Genomic DNA, 23,391 nt, shown 5'->3' with positions numbered 1-23,391 from the left:
CCGCTACAAACCCCTTTGACAGTGTGTTTTCCTAATAGGCGCTAATCATATGATAAGTACATCAAATAATTTAATGAGGAGGTAACAAGATGAAGAAAGGTTTAAAAATTTTATGCGCGGCGTTATCGCTTACAGCAATCATGTCCTTTTCTGCGTTTGCGGCTGAGACAAAAAAAGAATATAGGGCGGAAGCGGAACCGATCCGTGCGGAGATGAAAGTGATGGAGGAGCAGATGGATGCTCTCAGGGAATCCAATAAAAATTCCATGGAACATTTTAAGAATATTTATCTGAATAAAAAGGAGACAGGAGAGCTTCCGGTCGATAAGAGTGTGTGGAAAGAGGCAAAAACACTTCATGGAAAAATAAAAATGATCCGCGAGGAAAACGGGGATTCCCCGGTAAAGAATCTTCGCGCAGAAGCGAAGGCGGCTGCCGAGAACAAAGATTTTGACACAGCAATCCTAAAATTAAAAGAAGCAGAAAAAGAAAAGGTAAAACGTTTGGAAATGCAGAAAGAGATCAATAGCATTTGGAAACAGATTGATGATCTTCTTTCTTCCGGGCAATAAGTGGAGGAAACGAGATTGAAAAGAATTTATTTAGGCCTGGCAGCTTCTGTATTCCTGGCGGTCAGCAGTTTCCCCTCATATGCTGGACAGTGGAAGCAGGACACAACAGGATGGAAATATGAGAGCGATGATCATACATTTCTTCAGGATCAGTGGTTTCAGGACAATGACGGTAAATGGTACTACTTTGAATCGGATGGTTACATGAGCGCAAACTGCATGACGCCGGATGGATATGTCACGGGCGCAGATGGTGCCTGGATCGAAGGACTCGGGCAGAGCAAAGATCAGGCGGTACTTCCGTGGCAGTACCAGACTCTTTTGGGAAGTCAGATGGTCAGAATTTCAGAAGCAGACCGGGACATACAGCATTAAGCAGGTACAGGAATTTAAGAAAGCCGGAGTCAGCCATGTCAGAATCAGGGTAAAGGATGATATCAGCACCGAGCTTCTGGCATTGCTGGATATGCAGGTCACTGATTGCCTAAAAAACGGAATTATTCCTGTTATTGCATATCAGGCGCATGAGTTTAAAATAGATCCAACAAAGGAAAATATGGATCATGTGACGGAATGGTGGAGCCAGATCGCAGAGCATTTTAAAGATGCTTCACATCTATTGGCGTTTGATCTGATGATTGAATCTTCGGATGCGATCAATAAATTACCGGATACGTTGAATGAAATGTATGAACAGACGGTTGCGGCAATCAGAAAAACAAATCCAGACAGAATCATTATGATCTCTCCACGCCTGCGGTCAGATCCTAATTATTTGTCAGAGCTGAAAATTCCAAGTTCACACAATGGATATCTTATGGCAGAATGGCACTTTTACGTATCCGGGCCGGATAAGACAAATGAAAAGAAGCTGTGGACTACGGGAACGGATGCTGAGAAAAAGCTGATTACAGATAAGATCCAGACGGCGCTTGCATGGCAGCAGCAGACGGGGATTCCGACATGGGTTGGAGCCTGGATGCCGGGAAATTATAATAAAGGAAATACATACAGTGTAGAAGAGCAGACAGTATTTGCAGGATTTATGACGAAAGCATTGAGTGATGCAGAAATTCCGTTTGCGGTAAATGCAGATATAAAGTATTATAATGCGGCAGAGAATACATGGATCTCATCCATGCAGCCGGTTTTTAAAACAATATTCCAATAAAGGAAGCAACTGTTACGAGCAGCGGAATGCGATCCGCTGCTCGTAGTAAATTATCTGAACAAAACCGCCTTTTTTTAGCGGAATCTTAACCTCTCAAAACATACTTTTCTCACGATTCCCATGTTATACTAAACATAATTCGCCGGTTATAGGATCGTGGCACTGCAAGCCCACAGATCCTGTAACGGCATCCCCTGTTCGTGAAATACCTGGCGGAGAGAACACGAATGTGGAAAGAAACCAAGTAACAGGGCGGATTTTGAGAGAATGGGAATGTCCGCCTCAAAAAGACAGGAGAGTGGAATATTGGGAATGACAAAAAAACTGCGGGAGAAGTGGAATGAGGCGCTGCAGGCGGTACTGCCGATCATCGCGATCGTGCTGGTGCTCTGCTTTGTGATCGCGCCCATCTCCTCCAGCATCCTGCTCTGTTTCCTTTTGGGAGCAGTCCTTTTGCTTGCGGGAATGATGCTTTTTACACTTGGCGCAGAGCTTGCCATGTCACCGATGGGCGAGCGAGTGGGAACGTGCCTGACGAAGAGCCGGAAGCTTCCGGTGGTGATCGGGCTGTCCTTTCTCTTAGGCTTCATCATTACGATCTCGGAGCCGGATCTTCAGGTTCTGGCGAATCAGGTTCCGGCTGTGCCGAATATGACGCTGATCTTGTCCGTTGCATGCGGAGTCGGCGCATTTCTTGTCGTGGCACTGCTGCGAATGTTGTTCTCCGTGGCACTTCCGCCGTTGCTGCTTGCCTTTTACGGCGTGGTGTTTGCACTGGCGATGTTCGTGCCGAAGGATTTTTTAAGCGTGGCCTTTGACTCCGGCGGCGTTACGACGGGACCGATGACGGTGCCGTTTATCATGGCACTCGGTGTCGGAATCTCTGCAACGCGAAGCGACCGCCACGCGGCGGACGACAGCTTTGGTCTCGTGGCGCTCTGCTCCATCGGACCGATCCTCGCAGTCATGATCTTAAGTATGATCTTCAAGGCGGACAGCAGCGCCTACACACCGCCGGTGATCCCGGAGATCGGTGATTCAAAAGAACTGTTCCTGCTCTTTGCGAGGGAACTTCCAGCCTACATGAAGGAGATCGCGGTCTCCTTACTGCCTATTATCTTATTTTTCATGATTTTCCAGATTTTCATGTTAAAATTAACAACAAGAAAATTAAAGAAGATCGCGATCGGTCTCGCCTATACATACGCGGGGCTGGTACTTTTTCTTACGGGAGTGAACGTGGGCTTCATGCCGGCGGGAAATTATCTCGGACAGGTGCTTGCGAAGTCCGCCCACCCGCTGTTCCTTGTTCCCATCGCAATGATCATGGGATACTTCATCGTAAAGGCAGAGCCGGCCGTGTACGTTCTCAACAAACAGGTTGAGGAGATCACGGACGGAGCGATCTCCTCGAAGGCCATGGGAATGGGACTTTCCCTGGGGGTTGCGGTTTCTCTCGGACTTGCGATGGTGCGGGTACTCACAGGAATCTCGATCCTGTGGTTTCTCATTCCGGGATACGCGATCGCGTTGGGAATCTCGTTTTTTGTGCCGAAGATCTACACCGCGATTGCCTTCGACTCCGGCGGCGTGGCATCGGGACCGATGACGGCAGCATTTCTGCTTCCGATGGCACAGGGAGCCTGCTCCGCTCTTGGAGGAAACATCGTCACAGATGCCTTCGGTGTGGTCGCGATGGTTGCCATGACACCGCTTATCACGATCCAGGTCATGGGGCTGGCTTCGAGAATAAGAGCGAAGCGCGGAGTGCAGGAAGGAATGTCCGCAGCTCATGGACAGTCCGGGGCATACGCGGCGTTTGAGCTGCTGGATGATGACGCGATTATTGAATTGTAGGAGGTTTTATGAGCGAATTATACTTGATGGCGACGATCAGCGACCGGAACCAGAGCCGGAGATTCCTCGCCTTCTATAAAGAATATGGGATTTCCGTCACATTCCTGACGTTAGGCCGGGGAACCGCGGCATCGGAGGTGTTGGACGCCTTCGGGTTAGAGGCATCGGAAAAGGCCGTACAGTTTGCGGTAGTGACGGCGGCGGAATGGAAAAAGGTAAAAAAGGGCCTGGAACAGGAGATCAAGATCGACATTCCGGGAACGGGGATCGCCTTTGTGACTCCCCTGAGCAGCATCGGCGGAAAGCGGCAGCTTCGCTTTTTGACTGAGGACCGTGGATTTGAGAAAGAGGAGGAAAGCAGCTTGAAAGGAACAGACTACGAGCTTCTTGTAGTGATCGCAAATCAGGGCTATACGGATGTGATCATGGACGCGGCGCGAAAGGCCAACGCTACCGGCGGAACCGTGATCCATGCGAAGGGAACGGGAATGGAGAAGGCGGAAAAGTTTTTAGGCGTTTCCCTTGCTCAGGAGAAAGAGATGATCTTTATGGTCACGAAGACAAAGGATAAAAACGGCATCATGCAGAGCATCATGAAGGAAGCCGGGATCGGAAGCAAGGCGGGGGCGATCGTCTTCTCTCTGCCGGTGACAGAGACGGCGGGGATGCGTCTGATCGAGAAGAATGAGGATGATTAAGCTCTGTCGCACTGACCGCAAAGGAAAAAACACCGTGGAAACGCCCCGAAACCATTGACACTGCATATAGAGTATTGTACAATCATTCGTAAATCTTCGACCGGTCCGGACACAGAGCGGAGCGTGCGGGGAGACAAATCATGGACGAAGCCCCGGAAGAAACCGGGCGGCGTCAAATTTATAAAGATTTAGGAGTTGATTTTTTTGGATTCAGGGCAAGCCCTGCAGGGACTGATCGTAATTGGACTTCTGGCGTTATCCGCGTTTTTCTCATCGGCGGAGACGGCAATGATGACGGTAAATAAGATCCGTGTGCGGAATCTCGCGGAGGCGGGACTCAGCCATGCCGTTGTGCTGGAGAAGATCTTAAGCAATCAGCCCAAAATGCTCAGTGCAATTTTAATAGGAAACAATATTGTAAATATTTCAGCGTCTTCTCTGATGACTGTGCTGGTCACAGACGTGCTTGGAAATAAATATGTCGGTATCGGAACCGGCGTTTTGACGCTGTTAGTCCTGATCTTTGGTGAGATCACACCGAAGACTTCCGCGACGATCTATTCCGAGACCCTGTCACTCAAGTTCGCGAAACCGATCTATTTGATCATGCAGGTCCTGACCCCACTGATCGTGGTCGTTGATGCCCTCTCCAAGGGCGTTTTAAAGATGATCCATGTGGATCCGAACAAGAAACAGGACGCGATCACAGAGGATGAGCTCCGCACGATCGTGGAGGTCAGCCACGAAGAGGGTGTGATCGAGTCGGACGAAAAGAAGATGATCTACAACGTGTTCGATTTTGGGGATTCTGTCGCGAAGGATATTATGGTTCCGCGTATCGATATGACATTCCTCGATGTGAATGCCAGCTATCAGGAGATCATGGATATTTTCCGACAGGAGAAGTATACGAGATATCCGGTCTATGAGGAGACGACGGACAATGTCATTGGCATCGTGAATATCAAGGACCTGTTCCTGATCCCGAAAGACAAGGAATTTAAGCTGCGGGATTACCTGCGTGAGCCGTATTACACCTACGAGTTTAAAAAGACGACGGAGCTTATGGTGGAACTTCGAAAGACCATGAACAGTGTCGCCATCGTCCTTGATGAGTACGGCGCGACGGCCGGGCTTATCACATTGGAGGATATGCTTGAGGAGATCGTCGGAGAGATCCGCGACGAGTACGATGCGGATGAGGAAGACAGCATCAGGAAGATCAATCCGAAGGAATATGTGATCGAGGGCGCCATGAAACTTGATGATCTCGACGACCAGCTTGGCCTGGATCTCAAGTCAGAAGATTACGATTCTGTCGGCGGCTATATTATCGGCCTTTTAGACCATCTCCCGCAGGCGGGGGAGGAAGTCACAAGCGGAAATCTCCGGTTTGTGGTAGATACGGTGGAGAGAAACCGGATTGACAAGGTACATCTGTATATTCTGGATGCGCCGCAGAAGAGCGAAGAAAGTGAGCAGGAGAGCAAACCCGAACGGTGAAATTACTGAACCGCGACAAAATTAGCGAAAAATGTACAGCTTTCGGTCTTGACAATTTTTTTCAAACCAATTAATATGAAACTATCCAAAAGGGGAGTAGTTGAAATGCACTGTCAACAATCGCGGCGGAAACGTCTGGTGGTGCATACCGGTAAAATGGTAACGAGACTTTTTGCAGAGAGAAATTTCTGCAGAAAGTCTTTTTTTGTTGCTCTGAGGATCCGGGAGCGATCCGATATGGCGGCAAAAAAAGACGGTCTGTAAAATTTCATGGAATCCATTGGCAGGGAAAGAGAAAAACCTGCGCATACTATTTTCAAGGAGGAGTTTTTATGGACTTTTTATGGAGTGGATTACTATCGATCACCTGGCAGCAGGTCGTCATGTATGTGGTAGGGCTTTTACTGATCTACCTGGCAATTGAGAAAAATTATGAGCCGGCCCTTCTTCTGCCGATGGGCTTCGGTGCGATCCTTGTGAATCTCCCGGCCAGCGGTGTATTAAACCAGTTTATGGAGGGCGCCGGTGAGACTCATGGAATCATCCAGTGGCTCTTTGAATCCGGCATTGAGGCATCGGAGGCTTTCCCACTGCTGCTCTTTATCGGTATCGGAGCTATGATTGACTTTGGACCGCTGCTTTCGAACCCGAAGATGTTCCTCTTTGGTGCAGCGTCCCAGTTCGGCATCTTTTTTACGATCTTTATGGCATCACTTCTCGGCTTTGATATCAAGGACGCTGCCTCTATCGGAATCATCGGAGCGGCAGATGGTCCGACTTCGATTCTGGTATCCCAGGTGTTAAAGTCAAACTACATCGGAGCGATCGCGGTGGCGGCATATTCCTATATGGCACTTGTGCCGATCATCCAGCCGATGGCGATCAAAGCGGTTACGACAAAGAAAGAACGCATGATCCGCATGCCGTATGAGCCGGGAAAAGTAAGCCGGTTCACAAGAATCGCTTTTCCGATCATTGTAACATTTGTCGCAGGACTTGTCGCTCCGGCGTCTGTTGCTCTTGTAGGATTCCTGATGTTCGGAAATCTGATCCGTGAATGCGGCTGCTTAAACAGTCTTTCCGAAACAGCGCAGACGACACTCGCGAACCTGATCACACTTGTTCTCGGAATCACGATTTCTTTCTCCATGAAAGCGGATCAGTTCGTAAGCTTACAGACACTGATGATCATGGGACTTGGACTTTTCGCTTTTATTTTTGACTCCATCGGCGGCGTCGTGTTTGCGAAATTCTTAAATCTGTTCAGCAAGAACAAAGTGAACCCGATGGTCGGAGCAGCAGGAATCTCCGCATTCCCGATGTCTGCCCGTGTCATTGAGAAGATGGGAATTGCGGAGGACAAAACAAACCATCTTCTGATGCATGCTATCGGAGCGAACGTATCCGGTCAGGTCGCATCTGCAGTTGCCGGCGGAATCATCCTTGGATTCTTTATGTAGGAGGTCTGGACTATGAATGTAAATATAATGCTTGCTTTAGGGATCATGTGGAAGGGAATGCTTGGAATCTTCGTTGTGATGGGGATTCTGGCGCTTGTTGTTTATTTCCTCACGAAGGTGGGAGACCGTTAGCTCACCATCCCGCCCGCCATCCCGCTTACCGTGCACATGGCGAGGACAGAGAGAAGCCTTTTCGTGTCTTCCGTGACACCGTCCTTCTGGGCGAGGGACATGAGATATAAAAACAGAAAATATAAGCTTCCGAGGACCAGGCCCCAGAAAAAGCGCCTGGTCCTCATTGTTTTTCCGGCGATAATACCGCCGAAAAAGCAGGAGAGGATATAGACTGCGCAGACGGCGAGATTGACCTGATTTTCCGGGAGACGGAACTTAAAGAGGGCGAAGGAAAGCACCGCCAGAAGAATGCCGGAGAGGATATAAGTTGCGATCAGGGCGCGTACCATGCGCCATACCGGGTTTGTCTGCATGAGAAAACTCCTTTCTTGAAGGATGTACTCCGGGAGTCTTTCCGGAACTCATAAAATCGGGAACAGAAAGATTCTGAGAGGACATCATGGTGTGGGCGTTTGCTTTATACAGGATATGTGAGGAAAGGCCATGCATATGCATCGCGCGGCTGATCTTGTAACTGATGAGCCGATTTGGCTGAAAAAAGCCCCCGGATATTTTTCCTTTGTGGCTGCCGGACACGATCAGGAAGCTGCCTGCGGCATGTTATGCGGATAAAAAGTGGATATCCGTACCGGATTTTCCTGCATCACGGCAATAAAATCCGTTGCATAATAGAAAATCGTATGGTATAATTTCATTTAAATTCGGGGTATTATGCCCACGATAAGAGAACAGGAGGAAATGATACCATGAAGCATGTAAAAACTTTAAGTTCCAACACTTTAAAGAACAGCATGAAGAAGGGCGGCTGCGGCGAATGCCAGACATCCTGCCAGTCTGCATGCAAGACATCCTGCACAGTAGGAAACCAGAGCTGTGAAAACAGCAACCGCTAATGCGGGGCTTCGAATAAACGGAAGTTTTTAAAGAGACCCCTACGGTCGTATGATTGTAGGGGCTATTTCTTGTCTGATCAAAGAATCTGCCGGTGACGGGTTTCCCGGACAGCGATGCCGGGAAAGCCGCCACTGACAGACCGTAAAGGGCAGGTAAGAAAGAAGTCAGGAGACCACCAGATCGTGACTGTAACCGGGAAGAGACGGAACAGTCACCTGAAAATTAAGACAGTAGGAGAAAGTTAGCTTTGATACATCAGTATATAAATAATGGATACCATATTGTTTTGGACGTAAACAGTGGATCGGTTCATTCCGTGGATGCGCTGCTCTACGATGCCGTGGAGGTTCTCGCGAAGATCGTCCCGGATATGGAAAAACCGATGCCTCTCACGGATGACCAGAAAAAAGCAGTGAGAGAAGCATTGGTCTGTAAGTACTCTGCAGAAGATATTGAGGACGCGCTTTCCGATATTCAGGAGCTCATCGACGCGGAGGAGCTGTTCGCTGCGGATATTTACAAAGATTATGTGATCGATTTCAAGAAACGTCAGACGGTCGTGAAGGCACTCTGCCTTCATATTGCCCATGACTGCAACCTTGCCTGCAAGTACTGCTTCGCAGAGGAAGGCGAGTACCATGGACGCCGCGCCCTCATGAGCTTTGAGGTCGGAAAGAAGGCACTGGATTTCCTGATCGCAAACTCCGGAAACCGCATCAACCTTGAGGTTGATTTCTTCGGCGGCGAGCCGCTTATGAACTGGAACGTGGTAAAACAGCTTGTGGAATACGGACGTTCCCAGGAGAAGGAGCACAATAAGAAATTCCGTTTCACGCTGACAACAAACGGCGTACTCTTAAACGATGAGATCATGGAGTTCTGCAATAAAGAAATGAGCAACGTGGTCTTAAGCCTTGACGGACGTCCGGAGGTCAATGACCGGATGCGTCCGTTCAGAAACGGTAAGGGAAGCTATGAACTTATTGTTCCGAAATTCCAGAAATTCGCGAAATCACGCGGCGAGAAGGATTATTTCGTCCGCGGAACCTTCACAAGAAACAACCTGGATTTCGGAAACGATGTCCTCCACTATGCGGACCTCGGATTTGAGAAGCTTTCCATGGAGCCGGTAGTTGCAGCTCCGGAAGAGCCGTACTCCATCCGTGAGGAAGATCTTCCGCAGATTATGGATGAGTATGACAGACTCGCAAAAGAGTTTGTAAAGCGTCAGAAAGAGGGAAGAGGATTCAAATTCTTCCACTTCATGCTTGATTTAAGTCAGGGACCGTGTGTTGCGAAACGTCTGTCCGGCTGCGGTTCAGGAACCGAGTATCTTGCAGTGACTCCGTGGGGAGACTTATATCCGTGCCATCAGTTCGTTGGAAATGAAGAGTTCCTGCTTGGAAACGTGGATACCGGCGTGGTCAACACGAAGGTGCGTGATGAATTCAAACTCTGCAACGTATACGCGAAAGAGAAATGCAAAAACTGTTTTGCGAGATTCTACTGCAGCGGCGGATGCGCGGCAAATTCCTTCAACTTCCACGGCAGCATTACGGATGCCTACGATATCGGCTGCGAGATGCAGAAAAAACGTATCGAGTGCGCGATCATGATCCGCGCTGCTTTAGCAGAGGACGAGGAAAACAACTAAATCGATCATAGCGGTCAGGTGCAGAAAGCCCCGGACTGTTATTGTAAGGATGACGGAGGCGGTGATTACGGCAATTACGGCAGACTCCGGAATCAAGAGGGACAAAAAGCCTTTTGAACCTCGAAATCATATCAAAAAGGAGATTTTATCATGAAGAGCAACAAAGGAAAGGGACTGCTCGGCCTCCTGGGACTGCTCGTTGTGCTCGGTATCTTCGGATTTTTCGGCTATGATACTCTTCAGAAGAGTAAGCTGGTCACCGATGAGAACGGAGTAACTTCCCAGAATGGCGGAATCAAGCTCGGTCTGGATCTGGCAGGCGGCGTCAGCATTACCTACCAGGCGAAGGAAGAAAATCCGAGCGCCGAGGATATGTCCGATACCCAGTACAAGCTGCAGCAGAGAGTACAGAACTACAGCTCTGAGGCAGAGGTTTATCAGGAAGGCGGAAACCGTATCAATGTTGATATTCCGGGTGTCACAGACGCGAACAAGATCCTGGAAGAGCTCGGTAAGCCGGGATCCTTACAGTTCTATGATGAGAACTGGAATGTTGTACTGGAAGGAACCGATGTAGCTTCTGCGAAAGCTGTGATCTATAAAGACCAGCAGACAGGAAACAATAACTATGAAGTAGCGCTTACATTTACGGATGAAGGTACTAAGAAATTCGCAGATGTGACAGCAGCGAACGTCGGCAAGAAGATCGCGATCGTTTACGATAACGTGATGTACTCCAACCCGACCGTACAGCAGGCGATCACAGGCGGACAGGCCTCTATCTCCGGCATGACTTCCTATGAAGAGGCTGAGAATCTTGCGTCCACGATCCGTATCGGTTCCCTTTCCCTGGAACTGGAGGAACTCCGTTCCAACGTGGTAGGCGCGAAACTTGGTCAGGAAGCGATCACGACAAGCTTAAAGGCCGGCGCGATCGGTTTCGGAATCGTATGCGTATTCATGATCGTAGTTTACCTCATCCCGGGTCTTGCGGCATCCCTTGCACTCTGCCTCTATGTGACACTGATGCTGATCCTGCTCGCGGCCTTTGAGGTTACATTAACACTTCCGGGTATTGCCGGTATCATCCTTTCCATCGGTATGGCGGTTGATGCGAACGTCATCATCTTCACCCGTATCAAGGAGGAGATCGGTCTCGGAAAGACAGTTCATTCCGCGATCAAGACAGGTTTTGCGAAAGCGTTATCCGCCATCGTCGATGGTAACGTGACAACACTGATCGCAGCGGCTGTTCTTTACTGGAGAGGCTCCGGTACAGTTAAAGGATTCGCTACAACACTTGCCCTTGGTATCGTTCTTTCCATGTTCACAGCACTTTTCGTTACAAAGTTCACACTGAACACCCTGTATAACCTTGGCTTCCAGGATCAGAAGTTCTACGGCATCAGAAAAGAGAAGAAGGCGATCAACTTCCTCGGAAAGAGAAATATCTGCTTTATCATCTCAGCTGTCATGATCCTCGCAGGTGTTGCAGGAATGGTAATGAACAAGTCCTCCATCGGAAACGCGTTCAATTACTCCCTTGACTTCCAGGGCGGTACCTCCACAAGCGTGACCTTCAATGAGGACATGTCTCTGGAGAGAATCTCAAGCGAGGTCGTTCCGGTAGTCGAATCCATCACTAACAGTGCGGATACGCAGACACAGAAGGTTGCAGGAACAAACGAAGTGATCATCAAGACAAGAACCTTAAGCGTGGAAGAGCGTCAGGCATTAGACGAGGCACTTGTTGAGAACTTCGGCGTTGATGAGTCCAAGATCACTGCAGAGAGCATCTCCGGTGCGGTAAGTGCTGAGATGAAGCGCGACGCGGTTATGGCTACAGCGATCGCTACTGTATTTATGCTTCTCTATATCTGGGTACGATTCAAGGATATCCGCTTCGCTGCAAGCGCTGTTTTAGCTCTGGTCCATGACGTATTGGTTGTAGTTGCATGCTACGCCCTCGCAAAGTGGTCCGTTGGTTCCACAGCGATCGCCTGCCTGCTTACCATCGTCGGATACTCCATCAACGCGACGATCGTTATCTTCGACCGTATCCGTGAGAACATCAAGCTCATGGGACCGAAGGCATCCACCGTTGATATCGTAAATACAAGTATCACCCAGACCTTCACACGAAGCATCAATACATCCCTGACGACCTTTGTCATGGTATTTGTTCTGTTCATCATGGGCGTATCCTCCATCCGTGAGTTCGCACTCCCGTTAATGGCAGGTATCATCTGTGGTACCTACTCTTCCGTATGCCTGACAGGCGCTATGTGGTATGTAATGACCACAAAGAAGCAGAAGAAGGATGCGGTTGAAAAACAGGCAAAGAAGGATGCTGAGAAAGCAGCAAAGGAAGCGAAGAAATCCGGAAAATAATTTTCGGGACTAATTTATAAGGCAAGAAAAATATGAAATATAAGATTCTGGCAAAAGACGGACGTGCCAAACGGGCTGACGTAGAGACAGTCCACGGCACGATCCACACGCCGGTATTCATGAATGTAGGAACTGTCGCCGCGATCAAGGGCGCTGTGTCCACCGATGACCTTCGCGGGATCGGGACACAGGTGGAGCTTTCCAACACCTATCATCTTCATGTCCGGACCGGCGACAAGCTGATCAAAGAGCTCGGCGGGCTCCACAGGTTTATGAACTGGGATCGTCCGATCCTCACCGATTCCGGCGGATTCCAGGTATTTTCCCTCGCCGGACTCAGAAAGATCAAGGAAGAAGGCGTCTACTTCAACTCCCATATCGATGGTCATAAGATCTTCATGGGACCGGAGGAGAGCATGCAGATCCAGTCAAACCTTGGCTCCACCATCGCGATGGCATTCGATGAGTGCGCTCCGCATCCGTGTACCAGAGAATACATGGAGAATTCTGTCGCGAGAACGACAAGATGGCTGGCGAGATGCCAGGCGGAGATGGCGAGATTAAACTCCCTGCCGGATACCGTCAATAAGGAACAGCTTCTGTTCGGCATCAATCAGGGCGGAACCTTCGAGGATATCCGTATCGCGCATGCAGATACGATCTCGAAGATGAACTGCGACGGCTACGCGGTCGGCGGACTTGCGGTCGGTGAGAGCCACGAGGAGATGTACCGCATCCTCGATGCGGTGGTTCCGCATCTCCCGGAAGAGAAACCGACTTACCTGATGGGCGTCGGAACCCCGGCGAACATCCTTGAGGCGGTGGACCGCGGCGTCGATTTCTTCGACTGCGTTTACCCGACAAGAAATGGCCGTCATGGTCATGTATATACAAACCACGGAAAGATCAACCTGTTTAATGAGCAGTTTTCAAAGGATATGCGCCCCATCGAAGAGGGATGCCAGTGTCCGGCCTGCCGCTCATACAGCAGGGCCTATATCCGCCATCTTCTGAAGGCAAAAGAGATGCTCGGAATGCGCTTATGCGTGCTCCACAATCTTTACTTCTATAACACGATGATGACGGAGATCAGGGAAGCTATTGAGAACCACTGCTACGCCGAGTACAAAGAGAAAAAGTTGGAGGGCGTGACAGGGAACTATAAAGACAAGGTATAAGAAAAGGAGGTGCAACGGATATGACTAACAGCCCGGCATTTTGGATTGGATATATTGTTTTAATCTTTGCTTTCATGTACTTCATTGCGATCAGACCGCAGCAGAAGGAAAAGAAAAAAATGCAGGAATTGATGGCAAGCATCGCAGTCGGTGACAGCGTGCTGACATCCAGCGGATTCTACGGAGTGATCATTGATATGACAGACGATACTGTTATCGTTGAGTTTGGCAACAATAAGAACTGCCGTATCCCGATGCAGAAACAGGCGATCGTTCAGGTTGAAAAACCGGAGGCGTAAGACCTGAAAAACAGAAAAAAGAGGTTCATTTCCGATTATCTGGAGATGAACCTCTTTTTTATGCGCGGAAGAAATTTCCGTTTTCTACTGTGGCGTTGCGTTTCTTCCTTCGGCCTCAAAGTATTTCTTTAATTCTTCAAATTCCCGTGCATATTTCGTGGAAACAGCGGTTGGGTTGGAACGGATTCTTTCTTTGCGGAAACGGCGGCGTTCCTTTCGGAGTGCAGCGAGGCGGGACTCACGTTCCTTTAACATTTCGGCAAGCTGTTCCGCAGATTTCCCGCGGAGCGCTTCCAGATGGATTCCGGTAAGGTCCTTCAGACTGTCGAGCTTTCCTCCGGCCTTTGCCTTTAATTCCTCAAGGCTGACATTGGAGAGATCGCGGATGGAATCTGCGGCAGCTCCGGCTTTTTCCTGGATCAGGGACATACCGGCAGCCGGTTTTTCCTTGATGGATTTGAACTTTGTACCGGCTTTTTCCCGGAATTCTTCCATACTCATTCCGGTGAGAGCGGCAGCCTGAACTCTCTTTGCCTCGATCTGATCCAGCAGTTCTTCTTTGGCGGCCTGCAAGCGGTCTTCGGTATTCATCCTGAGAAGTGCGCGCTGTACCTGAAGATTGTCAAGCTCCGCACGGAGCTTCTGCATAGCTTCCAGGGACTTTCCAAAGGCAAGAGCTTCCTTTGTGCAGATGATGGAATCGTAAACAAAGAGCACCGTCACAAAAAACACAAAAAACAGATCCCAGTAGAGCGGCATCGCGAGGACAGCCCGCTCGATGGGCTTGTGGATCAGGTGCGTCATAAAAATCGTCAGGAATCCCCAGGCGATGGAGGAGCTGAGGCAGATATATCCGTGGACATTAAAGGGCTGGTTGCTGTAATCCCAGTAGCGGATCTTGAAGAGCCGTTCCATCACATATCCAGTCACGTACTCCAGAGCCGTGGCACCGATAACGCCGGAGATATAGGTGAGGATCAGGCTGTCCTGAAACGGGAGAGATACCCATAACATCATGACTGCGCCGCTTCCGTATAACGGCAGCATCGGCAGCCGCAGAAAGCCGCGGTTCACGAAGCGCTTCTGTTTTAAGGAAACATAGGTGGACTCGAAGATCCATCCAAAGAAACAGTACAGATAAAAAAATGTAAACCATTGATACCAGGTGTAAGTGTACATAGATCTCCTCTCGGTTGTAAATTCAGATTATCCATATCATACGACAGAAACGGGGAAATAACAAGGTGCAACGGGAGAACGGATATGGAAAAAGCAAACAGATGTGAAAACAGCCGCCCTGGATATGACCGGGACGGCTGTTTTGTCAATTGATTTATTGTAAAAGTATCTGGCTGTCTGCTGTATCTTTAATACGGACGGTTGAGCAATGGGGAAATTACTGAAGATTTTTATATACCTCAAAACTTGGCTTCTTATTTCCGTTCACATCGATGAGGCCGAACGCATAATGGGCACCCAGAAGTCCCTGCTCATCCTTCATACGGTTCAACAGGAAGGCTTCCACATACGGATTTGCCTTTGCGGTCTCATAAGCTTCCTTAATGCACTGGACCTGGAGATCGAGGCACTGACCGCCGTGGACCGGGGAATCGGAAGTGAACCCCTGCTCGGAGAGGATCAGGTGGCGGACCTTTCCGGACGGGGAAAGCATGTCGGCCTGCTGCATATAATCGGTCAGAATATGAAGATTCTTCAGGTTGATGATATAAGTATCTGCTTTTTCCAGTGTATATTTGTCATCGGAGAAGACCGGATCCTCGAAGGTCTCTGGATATGCGTGCCATGCGATACCGTAGTCGGTATCTTTCAGGCGGCTGTTTAACCGCGGGATCATGTCCATAGCGCCGTACTTGAAGCCCTCGACCTGTCCGCAGTTCCAGCGGAAGTCAAACGGAATATAGACGTTTGCCAGCTTGTTGGAACCTTTGATGGTGTCGTACCAGGTGCGGAATCCGGTCGCGTAGTTGGAACAGTAGGTGTCAATATCCATCTGTCCGATATAGTTCCACGCCTGTCCATCATTGACTTCGTTGCCGATGACCCAGTTGGAGACACAATCCCTGAATGCCTCTGTGACGCGCTTCGCGGCCTCTCTTGTGGCCTGGACGCCGGCATCGTTTAAGGTGTTGAACGCGTAGTAGCTTGCGCCGGTTGGCTGGGATACCGGAAGAAGAGACGGGCTGTAGCTCGCTGCTGCCCAGTCGTTTAAGACGATCAGCGTCACAGTGACGCCTGCCTGGTCAAGCTTTGTGTAGAGATCCTGGCAGACAGACAACTGGCTGCTGAATGCCCAGGACATCGGAAAGTTTAAAACGACCTGAGAAGCACCGACTTCGAGAACGTCCGGGATCTGGGCGTGTTCATTGATCAGAACGCCCTTGATGGACTTTGGAGTCTGGTAGTGGTCGGCGTAGGCCGGAACAGTCATGGAAAAACAGAGTGCAGCAGATAATGCGGCTGCAGCGATACGTTTAAGCGATTTCATAATAATTCCCCCCTCGTGTAATGAACCGCAGTGCAGAGACAACACCGGTGAACAGCGTCCTGCATCCGGGTAATGTTATTACATTTACTATACCGTGAGATGGAATGCAAGTCAATGGAATGGGAGGCGTCGATAGAAGCGTGAAAAAATGCGGAGATCATGGGCAAAAAAAATAGGAACCGCAGCCGTTCCTGCAGTCCCTAAGGGGAGTATGGAAAGTATCAATTTTTTTAGGGGGACCTGCCGAAGTCGCCTCCGACAGGTATGAGTATGAAAAAGCTTTGTGTGTTCAAGTGTAACACTTGAAACAAAGGCAGGTTATCCTTTCGGATAACGTAATTGTATTATAGAGGCAAAATGTGTCTAAAATGTGAGTAAAAAATTAAAAGAAAGTAAATTTACTTAACGATTTAGAAAGAATTATGTCGAAAACAGTCGATAGATTCCGTGACGCGGATTTACCAGAGATGTGCCGCAATTTTGCCGAAGTTTAACAGGAAATTTGAACATAAATCATTCTTAAATTTCTGGTATAATATGGAATAATATAAGGGACGAAGGTTGAAGATCCGATGCAGTTTTCAGCAGGAGGATTTTTAAGCTACTGACCTGATAAATCTGAATATCTATGACAGGAAAACGGGAGGTTCACAATGAAGAAAGAAAAAATAGTTGCAATACCGGCAGCACTTCTTATGACTGCCCTGCTGGCATTCCAGGCAATGGCATCGGAAAAGATCGAGGAGGTCACGATCGATATCAATGCAGTCCTGACGGATTCGGACAACCTGGAAGTGGAGGCAGATGTGTCAGATGACGGCTGCTATGTAGATGAGATCTCCATTACCAACGAGCCGAGCGGAGACTGGAATGATGATACGAAGCCGAAGGTTAAGATTACGATCGGTGCCGAGAGTGACTACGCGTTTTCGTCCGGACTGAGCAAATCAGATGTATATCTTGGAAATGATGAACAGAAGGTGACATCGGTGACAAGAAGTACATCAAAATTGTATGTATATGTGACACTTCAGCAGATCTCGGATATTGATTCGGAGTATGATGATGAAGATTATGATCTGGATGTCTATGATCTCTCCTGGGACGACAGCTATGGCGGAGTTGCATATTGGGAAGGAACAGAATATGCAAAGAAATATCAGGTCCGTTTATACCGCGACGGGGACAGCGTAGGTTCCGCATACACGACGACAAACAACTATTATAATTTCTGCGGATCATTCACAAAAGAAGGCAGTTATACATTTAAAGTCAAGGCAATCCGCGGAAGTGATGAGAGCAGCTGGAAAGAGTCTGAGCCGAAGGATGTAGACCGGGGCGGAGCCGCTGCGATCTATGCGAACCGGAACGCGGCGTCTGCGTACTATGGAAACGGTACTTCCGGTTCGGGGAGCCAGCCAAGCGGAAGTACGACCGGTTCAGCGAATGGCGCATGGCTCCGCGACAGCAATGGCTGGTGGTGGTGCAATCCGGATAAGACATATCCGGTCGCAAACTGGAAGCAGATCAACAATGTCTGGTACTATTTTAACCAGTCCGGATATATGGCGGAGAACCAGTGGATCCTGAATAATAACCAGTGGTATTACTGCGGAGCCGGTGGCGCGATGGTGAAGAACCAGTGGGTACAGACGAACGGGACATGGTACTATTGCGGAACTGACGGCGCGATGCTTACGAGCCGGATGATCGACGGAAAGTATTATGTTGATAAGAACGGCGTGTGGGTACAGTAAAAAATTTCAAAAACCCCTTTAAAAACAAATGCCTTTCGTATATAATAAAAACTGATATTTCGCGCCCTGTATGTGCGGTCACTTTCGTGACCGGAAATACTGCGAGATCATGAAAGCTGCAGAAATATGCAGTACAATGCAGGATATATTTTGCGGGGACAGGGTTTTCTGATAGAGAGAAGCGAGGCGCGTCCTGTATCGGACGCGGAAATAGATTCAGGAGATTTTCAGTTAGAAAGACAGGAGGAAGACGACAATGATGATGTCAAACGACATTGGAATTGACTTGGGTACCGCCAGCATCCTTGTTTATATTAAAGGAAAAGGCGTTGTTTTAAAGGAACCGTCCGTAGTAGCACTGGACAGGGAAACAAATAAAGTAATTACTTTCGGTGAGGAGGCGCGTCTGATGATCGGACGTACTCCGGGTAATATCGTAGCGGTAAGACCGTTGAGAAAAGGTGTTATTTCCGATTATACCGTAACCGAGAAGATGTTAAAGTATTTCATCAACAAAGCGGTGGGAAAGAGAACCTTGAGAAAACCGCGTATCGCAGTCTGCATCCCGAGCGGTGCAACGGAAGTTGAGAGAAAGGCCGTAGAGGATGCGACTTACCAGGCAGGTGCCCGTGAGGTCTGCATTATCGAAGAGCCGGTTGCAGCAGCAATCGGTGCCGGAATTGATATCTCCAAGGCATGCGGAAATATGATCGTAGATATCGGAGGCGGTACTGCGGATATCGCAGTCATCTCTCTCGGCGGTACTGTAGTCAGCACCTCGATCAAGACGGCCGGAGATGACTTCGATGAAGCCCTTGTCCGCTATATGAGAAAGAAACACAATCTTCTGATCGGTGAGAGAACCGCTGAGGAGATCAAGATCAATATCGGCGCAGCTTACCGCCGTCCGGAGCTTGTGACGATGGAAGTCCGCGGAAGAAACCTTGTGACGGGTCTTCCGAAGACGATCGTTGTTACATCTGACGAGACACTTGAGGCATTAAGAGAGCCGGCAATGCAGATCGTTGACGCCGTACACAACGTACTGGAGCGCACACCGCCGGAACTTGCGGCAGATATCTTTGACCGCGGAATCGTTCTCACCGGCGGCGGATCCCTGATCTCAGGACTTGACGCCCTGATCGAGGAGAAGACAGGAATCACGACGATGATCGCTGAGGAGCCGCTCACCGCGGTTGCGATCGGAACCGGTAAGTTCATCGAGTTCGCACACGGCGGAAAAGGCGCAGAAAAATAAAAAATGGCAACTGTAACAGGCTATGTGGAAAGAATCAAATACCGCAACGAAGATAACGGTTACTCGGTCTTAAGCGTGGCAGACGGCGGGGAGGAATATGTCCTCGTCGGCACATTCCCTTATATCAGCGAGGGAGAGCGGATCGAGGCAACCGGCCGGATGGTGGAACACTCCATCTACGGAGAACAGCTTGCGGTGGAGAGCTATGAGATAAAAGCTCCCGAGGACACACTGGCAATTGAACGGTATCTCGGCTCCGGTGCTATCAAAGGCATCGGAGCTGCTTTAGCTAAAAGGATCGTAAAGAAGTTCAAGGCGGACACCTTCCGGATCATGGAAGAAGAGCCGGAGCGCCTCGCAGAGGTCAAAGGCGTCAGCGAGCGCATGGCGATGGAGATCTGCAGCCAGGTGGAGGAAAAACGGGATATGCGCCAGGCGATGGTCTTCCTCCAGCAGTACGGGATTTCCATGAACCTTGCGGTGAAGATCTACCAGCATTACGGTCCGAAGATGTACTCGGTCATCCAGGAAAATCCTTATCAGCTCGCGGATGATATCCAGGGCGTAGGCTTTAAGATCGCGGATGAGATCGCGGCGAAAGTCGGTATCTTTACGGATTCCGATTACCGGATCCGCAGCGGACTCTTCTATGCACTGCTCCAGGCGACGGGAAACGGCCATACATATCTGCCGGAGGAGGAGCTGTTTGCCAACGCATCAGCGCTCTTAAATGTGGAACCGGAGCACATGGAAAAACACCTGGTGGATCTCCAGATGGAGAAGAAGCTGGTGGTGAAGGAGAAGGACGGAAAGCGGATCATCTATCCGGCACAGTTCTACTATATGGAACTCAATACGGCGAGAATGCTGCATGATCTGAATATCCACTCGAAGATCAATGAGGAGGACGTGAAAAAACGGCTCAAAAAGATCACGGAGGCGGAGAAGATCGAGCTGGATGAGCTCCAGGAGCAGGCGGTGATGGAGGCGGTGAGCAATGGTCTCCTTATTATCACCGGAGGACCTGGAACTGGTAAAACAACGACGATCAACACGATCATCCACTATTTTGACCAGGAAGATATGGAGATCCTTCTGGCGGCCCCGACGGGGCGTGCGGCAAAGCGCATGACGGAGGCGACCGGATATGAGGCAAAGACGATCCATCGCCTTCTGGAGCTGACCGGGGCGCCTGTCGCGGATCCGAAAAATAACGGGAATTCCGGAGAGAACCGGCTGGAGGGCATGCATTTTGAGCGGAACGAGGAAAATCCTCTGGACGCGGATGTGATCATCATCGATGAAATGTCCATGGTGGATATCAGCCTGATCCACTCGCTCTTAAAGGCAGTGAATGTAGGAACGAGGCTGATCCTTGTGGGCGATGTAAACCAGCTTCCGAGCGTGGGACCGGGAAATGTTCTGCGGGATATGATCGCGTCGGAGGCGTTTCCTGTGGTGAAACTCACAAAGATCTTCCGTCAGGCGGCTCAGAGTGACATTATCGTCAATGCCCATAAGATCAACGATGGGGAAACAGTTCCTTTAAATAAGAAAAGCCGTGACTTTCTGTTTATCCGGCGCGATTATCCGGCGGACATCGTGAAGGATATGATGGTCCTTGTACAGGATAAGCTGCCGAACTACGTCCATGCGGAGATGTCGGATATCCAGATCATGACGCCGATGCGGAAGGGCGCTCTCGGAGTCGAGGCATTAAATAAGCAGCTTCAGGAGAAGTTTAACCCGCCTGCGCCGAATAAGCAGGAGAAAGAGTCCGGCGGGACGATTTTCCGCGTGGGCGATAAGGTCATGCAGATCAAGAACAATTACCAGATCGAGTGGGAGATCCGCAACCGCTACGGAATCCCGGTGGATAAGGGCGAAGGCGTTTTCAACGGGGATACGGGGATCATCCGGTCCATCAACAGCTTCGCAGAGACGATGGAGGTGGAGTTTGATGAGCGGAAGATGGTGGAGTACAGCTTTAAGCAGCTGGAGGAGCTGGAACTCGCCTACGCGATCACGATCCACAAATCCCAGGGAAGCGAATATCCGGCAGTGGTGATCCCGGTCCATTCGGGACCGCGGATGCTGATGACGAGAAATCTGATCTACACGGCGGTTACGAGGGCGAAAGCCTGCGTCTGCCTCGTGGGAATCCCGGAGGTGTTCCAGGCGATGGTGGATAATGAGGTGGAACAGAAACGGTATTCGGGGCTGAAGGATCGGATTCTGGAGATAACATGAAATTCAATGAAATTCTTGATGTTCTATATCCCCGCCGTTGTCCGGTATGCGGGGATATCACAGGCGGCTTCGGGCGGATGATCTGCCCGGACTGCCTTCATAAACTATCGTTTGTAAGATCACCGGTATGTAAAAAATGCGGAAAAGAGATTGAAGACGGGAGTCTGGAGTTCTGTCCGGACTGCATGCGCCATCCGCGCGCGTTTGAGTACGGGATCGCCTTATTAAATTATGATGAGGCGGCGAGGCATTCCATGGCGCAGATCAAGTACAATAATAAGAGAGAGTACCTGGATTTTTACGGAACAGCTCTGGCGGCACGGTACGGACGGACGATCCGCCGGATGCAGGCGGATGTCCTGGTTCCGGTACCGGTCCATGCCACGAGGAAAAAGACCCGGGGATTCAATCAGGCAGAGATTCTGGCTCGGGTCATCGGAAAGAAGCTGGGGATTCCGGTAATGCCGGAAATGCTGGTGAGAAATAAGAAGACGCTGCCGCAGAAGGATCTCTCAGTATCGGAGCGGCTTAAAAACCTTTCCGGTGCCTTTGCGGCGGGGGAGATCCCGGAGGGGATCAGGAGCGTGATCCTTGTGGACGACATTTATACAACGGGCAGTACCATCGAGGCGTGCGCGAGGGCCCTGCGGGCATCGGGGATCAGCCGGATCTATTTCGTTGTGATCTGCATGACCGGGGGCCGATAGGACAGGGAAAAGTGATATGCATACAGGTTATAGAATGAGAGGGGCTGCATAAATATACAAAAACATATGCATAAACGCTTGCTTTTTGTATAGGCCTGTGGTATAGTGGGTTCCATCGAAAAAGTTGCAAATTCGTATTGGGTTAGAGGAGGAAAATATTATGAAAAAGGCGATTGCATTATGTTTGACCGCTGCAATGGCGGCATCACTTCTTACAGGCTGCGGCAGCAAGACTACAGAGACAACGGCAGCGGCAGAGAACAAGACAGAGACAACAGCAGGTGAGGCTGCGGCAGAAAAGAAAGATGAGGCAGCGGGGGTTGTTAAGGTGATCGAATATGATCTTACAGATGAGCAGTATGCATTCGGCGTGGATAAAGACCAGCCGGAGCTGCTTGAGCAGGTAAATGCATTTATCGCAAAGATCCAGGAGGACGGAACCTTCAATGAGATCTGCGATAAATATTTCAGTGACGGCGAGCCGGCTGCAGTAGAGTCTGCAGAGTATGATGCTTCCAAGGATCAGCTTGTTGTTGCGACAAACGCGTCCTTTGAGCCGTTTGAGTATGTTGACGGTGACAGCTACAAGGGAATCGATATGGAAATCGCAGCTTTGTTCGCACAGGAGCTTGGCAAGGAGCTTGTAATTGAAAACATGGACTTTGATGCTGTATGCTTATCTGTTGGTCAGCACAAATGCGATATCGCAATGGCAGGCTTAACGATCAACGAGGAGAGAGAAGAATATGTAACCTTCTCCGATCCGTATTATAAAGCATCCCAGAGACTGGTTACACTGGCAGATGATACGGCTTTTGATGACTGTAAGGATGCAGCTTCCGTAGAAGAGGTTCTTAAGGGCTTAAGCGCGAGCGACAAGATTGGCGGACAGCAGGGAACCACAGCACAGTACTTTGTTGAGGGCAGTGATGACTGGGGCTTTGAAGGATTTCCGGCCGAGTGGGTACCGTATAAGAGTGCATCTCTTGCAGTTCAGGATATGATCAACGGCAACGTGAAGTACGTGATCATTGATGCGGCTCCGGCAGAAAGCATCACAAAGGCGATCAACGCAATGCAGTAAAAATATTGGAAACACCG

22 protein-coding genes are annotated in these 23,391 nt (G+C 49.6%); 19 read left to right on the top strand and 3 right to left on the bottom strand.

Annotation, left to right across the window (positions count from 1 at the left end):
- Positions 1-89: 89 nt before the first annotated feature.
- From FN001_RS16190 to FN001_RS16155, 9 genes are all read left to right on the top strand, one after another.
- Entirely contained in the window at positions 90-572 is a 483-nt protein-coding gene (locus tag FN001_RS16190) for a hypothetical protein (RefSeq protein WP_142412523.1), read from the top strand.
- A 15-nt stretch (positions 573-587) separates the two neighbouring features.
- Positions 588-947, top strand: a complete 360-nt coding sequence (locus FN001_RS18550; protein WP_243122058.1) for a hypothetical protein — start codon at positions 588-590, stop codon at positions 945-947.
- On the top strand, positions 859-1,743 hold the full coding sequence (locus tag FN001_RS16180) for a glycoside hydrolase family 5 protein (RefSeq protein WP_243122060.1): 885 nt from the start codon (positions 859-861) through the stop codon (positions 1,741-1,743). Before FN001_RS18550 ends, FN001_RS16180 begins: the two co-directional genes overlap by 89 nt.
- A 312-nt stretch (positions 1,744-2,055) precedes the next feature.
- Positions 2,056-3,600 (top strand): DUF1538 domain-containing protein, encoded by a 1,545-nt coding sequence (locus FN001_RS16175; protein WP_142412520.1) that lies wholly within the window; start codon positions 2,056-2,058, stop codon positions 3,598-3,600.
- Positions 3,601-3,608: 8 nt separating this feature from the next.
- Positions 3,609-4,298: a P-II family nitrogen regulator gene (locus FN001_RS16170; RefSeq protein WP_015553074.1), complete on the top strand. Its 690-nt coding sequence runs from the start codon at positions 3,609-3,611 to the stop codon at positions 4,296-4,298.
- Positions 4,299-4,438: 140 nt separating this feature from the next.
- Entirely contained in the window at positions 4,439-4,603 is a 165-nt protein-coding gene (locus FN001_RS18545; protein WP_015553075.1) for a hypothetical protein, read from the top strand.
- Positions 4,587-5,801, top strand: coding sequence for an HlyC/CorC family transporter (locus tag FN001_RS16165; protein WP_486463531.1), 1,215 nt, complete (start codon positions 4,587-4,589; stop codon positions 5,799-5,801). The genes FN001_RS18545 and FN001_RS16165 overlap by 17 nt, the downstream gene beginning before the upstream one ends.
- Positions 5,802-6,133: 332 nt before the next feature.
- Complete coding sequence (locus FN001_RS16160; RefSeq protein ID WP_015553077.1) at positions 6,134-7,261, top strand: sodium ion-translocating decarboxylase subunit beta; 1,128 nt, start codon at positions 6,134-6,136, stop codon at positions 7,259-7,261.
- A 12-nt stretch (positions 7,262-7,273) separates the two neighbouring features.
- Positions 7,274-7,393: a sodium pump decarboxylase gamma subunit gene (locus FN001_RS16155; RefSeq protein WP_118321990.1), complete on the top strand. Its 120-nt coding sequence runs from the start codon at positions 7,274-7,276 to the stop codon at positions 7,391-7,393.
- Here the strand turns inward: FN001_RS16155 and FN001_RS16150 are convergent.
- Positions 7,390-7,749 (bottom strand): TIGR04086 family membrane protein, encoded by a 360-nt coding sequence (locus FN001_RS16150; protein ID WP_142412518.1) that lies wholly within the window; start codon positions 7,747-7,749, stop codon positions 7,390-7,392. The genes FN001_RS16155 and FN001_RS16150 overlap by 4 nt on opposite strands.
- A 393-nt stretch (positions 7,750-8,142) precedes the next feature.
- On the opposite strand from FN001_RS16150, the gene scfA reads away from it, so the two are divergent.
- The 5 genes from scfA to yajC all read left to right on the top strand — a co-directional run bounded on the left by scfA (position 8,143) and on the right by yajC (position 13,812).
- Entirely contained in the window at positions 8,143-8,289 is a 147-nt protein-coding gene (gene scfA, locus FN001_RS16145) for a six-cysteine ranthipeptide SCIFF (RefSeq protein WP_015553081.1), read from the top strand.
- Positions 8,290-8,537: 248 nt separating this feature from the next.
- Entirely contained in the window at positions 8,538-9,944 is a 1,407-nt protein-coding gene (gene scfB, locus FN001_RS16140; protein ID WP_142412517.1) for a thioether cross-link-forming SCIFF peptide maturase, read from the top strand.
- 150 nt (positions 9,945-10,094) lie between these two features.
- Positions 10,095-12,335, top strand: coding sequence for a protein translocase subunit SecD (secD, locus tag FN001_RS16135; RefSeq protein ID WP_142412516.1), 2,241 nt, complete (start codon positions 10,095-10,097; stop codon positions 12,333-12,335).
- A gap of 32 nt (positions 12,336-12,367) precedes the next feature.
- Positions 12,368-13,513, top strand: coding sequence for a tRNA guanosine(34) transglycosylase Tgt (tgt, locus tag FN001_RS16130; RefSeq protein ID WP_015553084.1), 1,146 nt, complete (start codon positions 12,368-12,370; stop codon positions 13,511-13,513).
- Positions 13,514-13,533: 20 nt separating this feature from the next.
- A complete protein-coding gene (yajC, locus tag FN001_RS16125; RefSeq protein ID WP_015553085.1) occupies positions 13,534-13,812 on the top strand; it encodes a preprotein translocase subunit YajC in 279 nt (92 codons plus the stop codon).
- Positions 13,813-13,896: 84 nt separating this feature from the next.
- Here the strand turns inward: yajC and FN001_RS16120 are convergent, their stop codons facing one another.
- Positions 13,897-14,991, bottom strand: coding sequence for a putative ABC transporter permease (locus tag FN001_RS16120; protein WP_142412515.1), 1,095 nt, complete (start codon positions 14,989-14,991; stop codon positions 13,897-13,899).
- A 217-nt stretch (positions 14,992-15,208) separates the two neighbouring features.
- Entirely contained in the window at positions 15,209-16,318 is a 1,110-nt protein-coding gene (locus FN001_RS16115; protein ID WP_142412514.1) for a DUF5722 domain-containing protein, read from the bottom strand.
- 653 nt (positions 16,319-16,971) lie between these two features.
- Here FN001_RS16115 and FN001_RS16110 point away from each other — a divergent pair.
- The 5 genes from FN001_RS16110 (at position 16,972) to FN001_RS16090 (ending at position 23,374) form a co-directional block, all read left to right on the top strand.
- Positions 16,972-18,075, top strand: a complete 1,104-nt coding sequence (locus FN001_RS16110; RefSeq protein WP_142412513.1) for a hypothetical protein — start codon at positions 16,972-16,974, stop codon at positions 18,073-18,075.
- Between the two features lie 256 nt (positions 18,076-18,331).
- On the top strand, positions 18,332-19,333 hold the full coding sequence (mreB, locus tag FN001_RS16105) for a rod shape-determining protein (RefSeq protein ID WP_015553090.1): 1,002 nt from the start codon (positions 18,332-18,334) through the stop codon (positions 19,331-19,333).
- A 3-nt stretch (positions 19,334-19,336) separates the two neighbouring features.
- On the top strand, positions 19,337-21,583 hold the full coding sequence (recD2, locus tag FN001_RS16100; protein ID WP_142412512.1) for an SF1B family DNA helicase RecD2: 2,247 nt from the start codon (positions 19,337-19,339) through the stop codon (positions 21,581-21,583).
- On the top strand, positions 21,580-22,290 hold the full coding sequence (locus tag FN001_RS16095; RefSeq protein ID WP_142412511.1) for a ComF family protein: 711 nt from the start codon (positions 21,580-21,582) through the stop codon (positions 22,288-22,290). Before recD2 ends, FN001_RS16095 begins: the two co-directional genes overlap by 4 nt.
- 160 nt (positions 22,291-22,450) lie before the next feature.
- Complete coding sequence (locus FN001_RS16090) at positions 22,451-23,374, top strand: transporter substrate-binding domain-containing protein (RefSeq protein ID WP_142412510.1); 924 nt, start codon at positions 22,451-22,453, stop codon at positions 23,372-23,374.
- The last annotated feature ends 17 nt before the right edge of the window (positions 23,375-23,391 follow it).

It is taken from the genome of Clostridium sp. Marseille-P7770, assembly GCF_902143525.1.
GTDB lineage: Bacteria > Bacillota > Clostridia > Lachnospirales > Lachnospiraceae > Pilosibacter.
The sequence above is the reverse complement of the archived record's forward strand: the minus strand, read 5'-3'. Positions and strand labels throughout refer to the sequence as shown.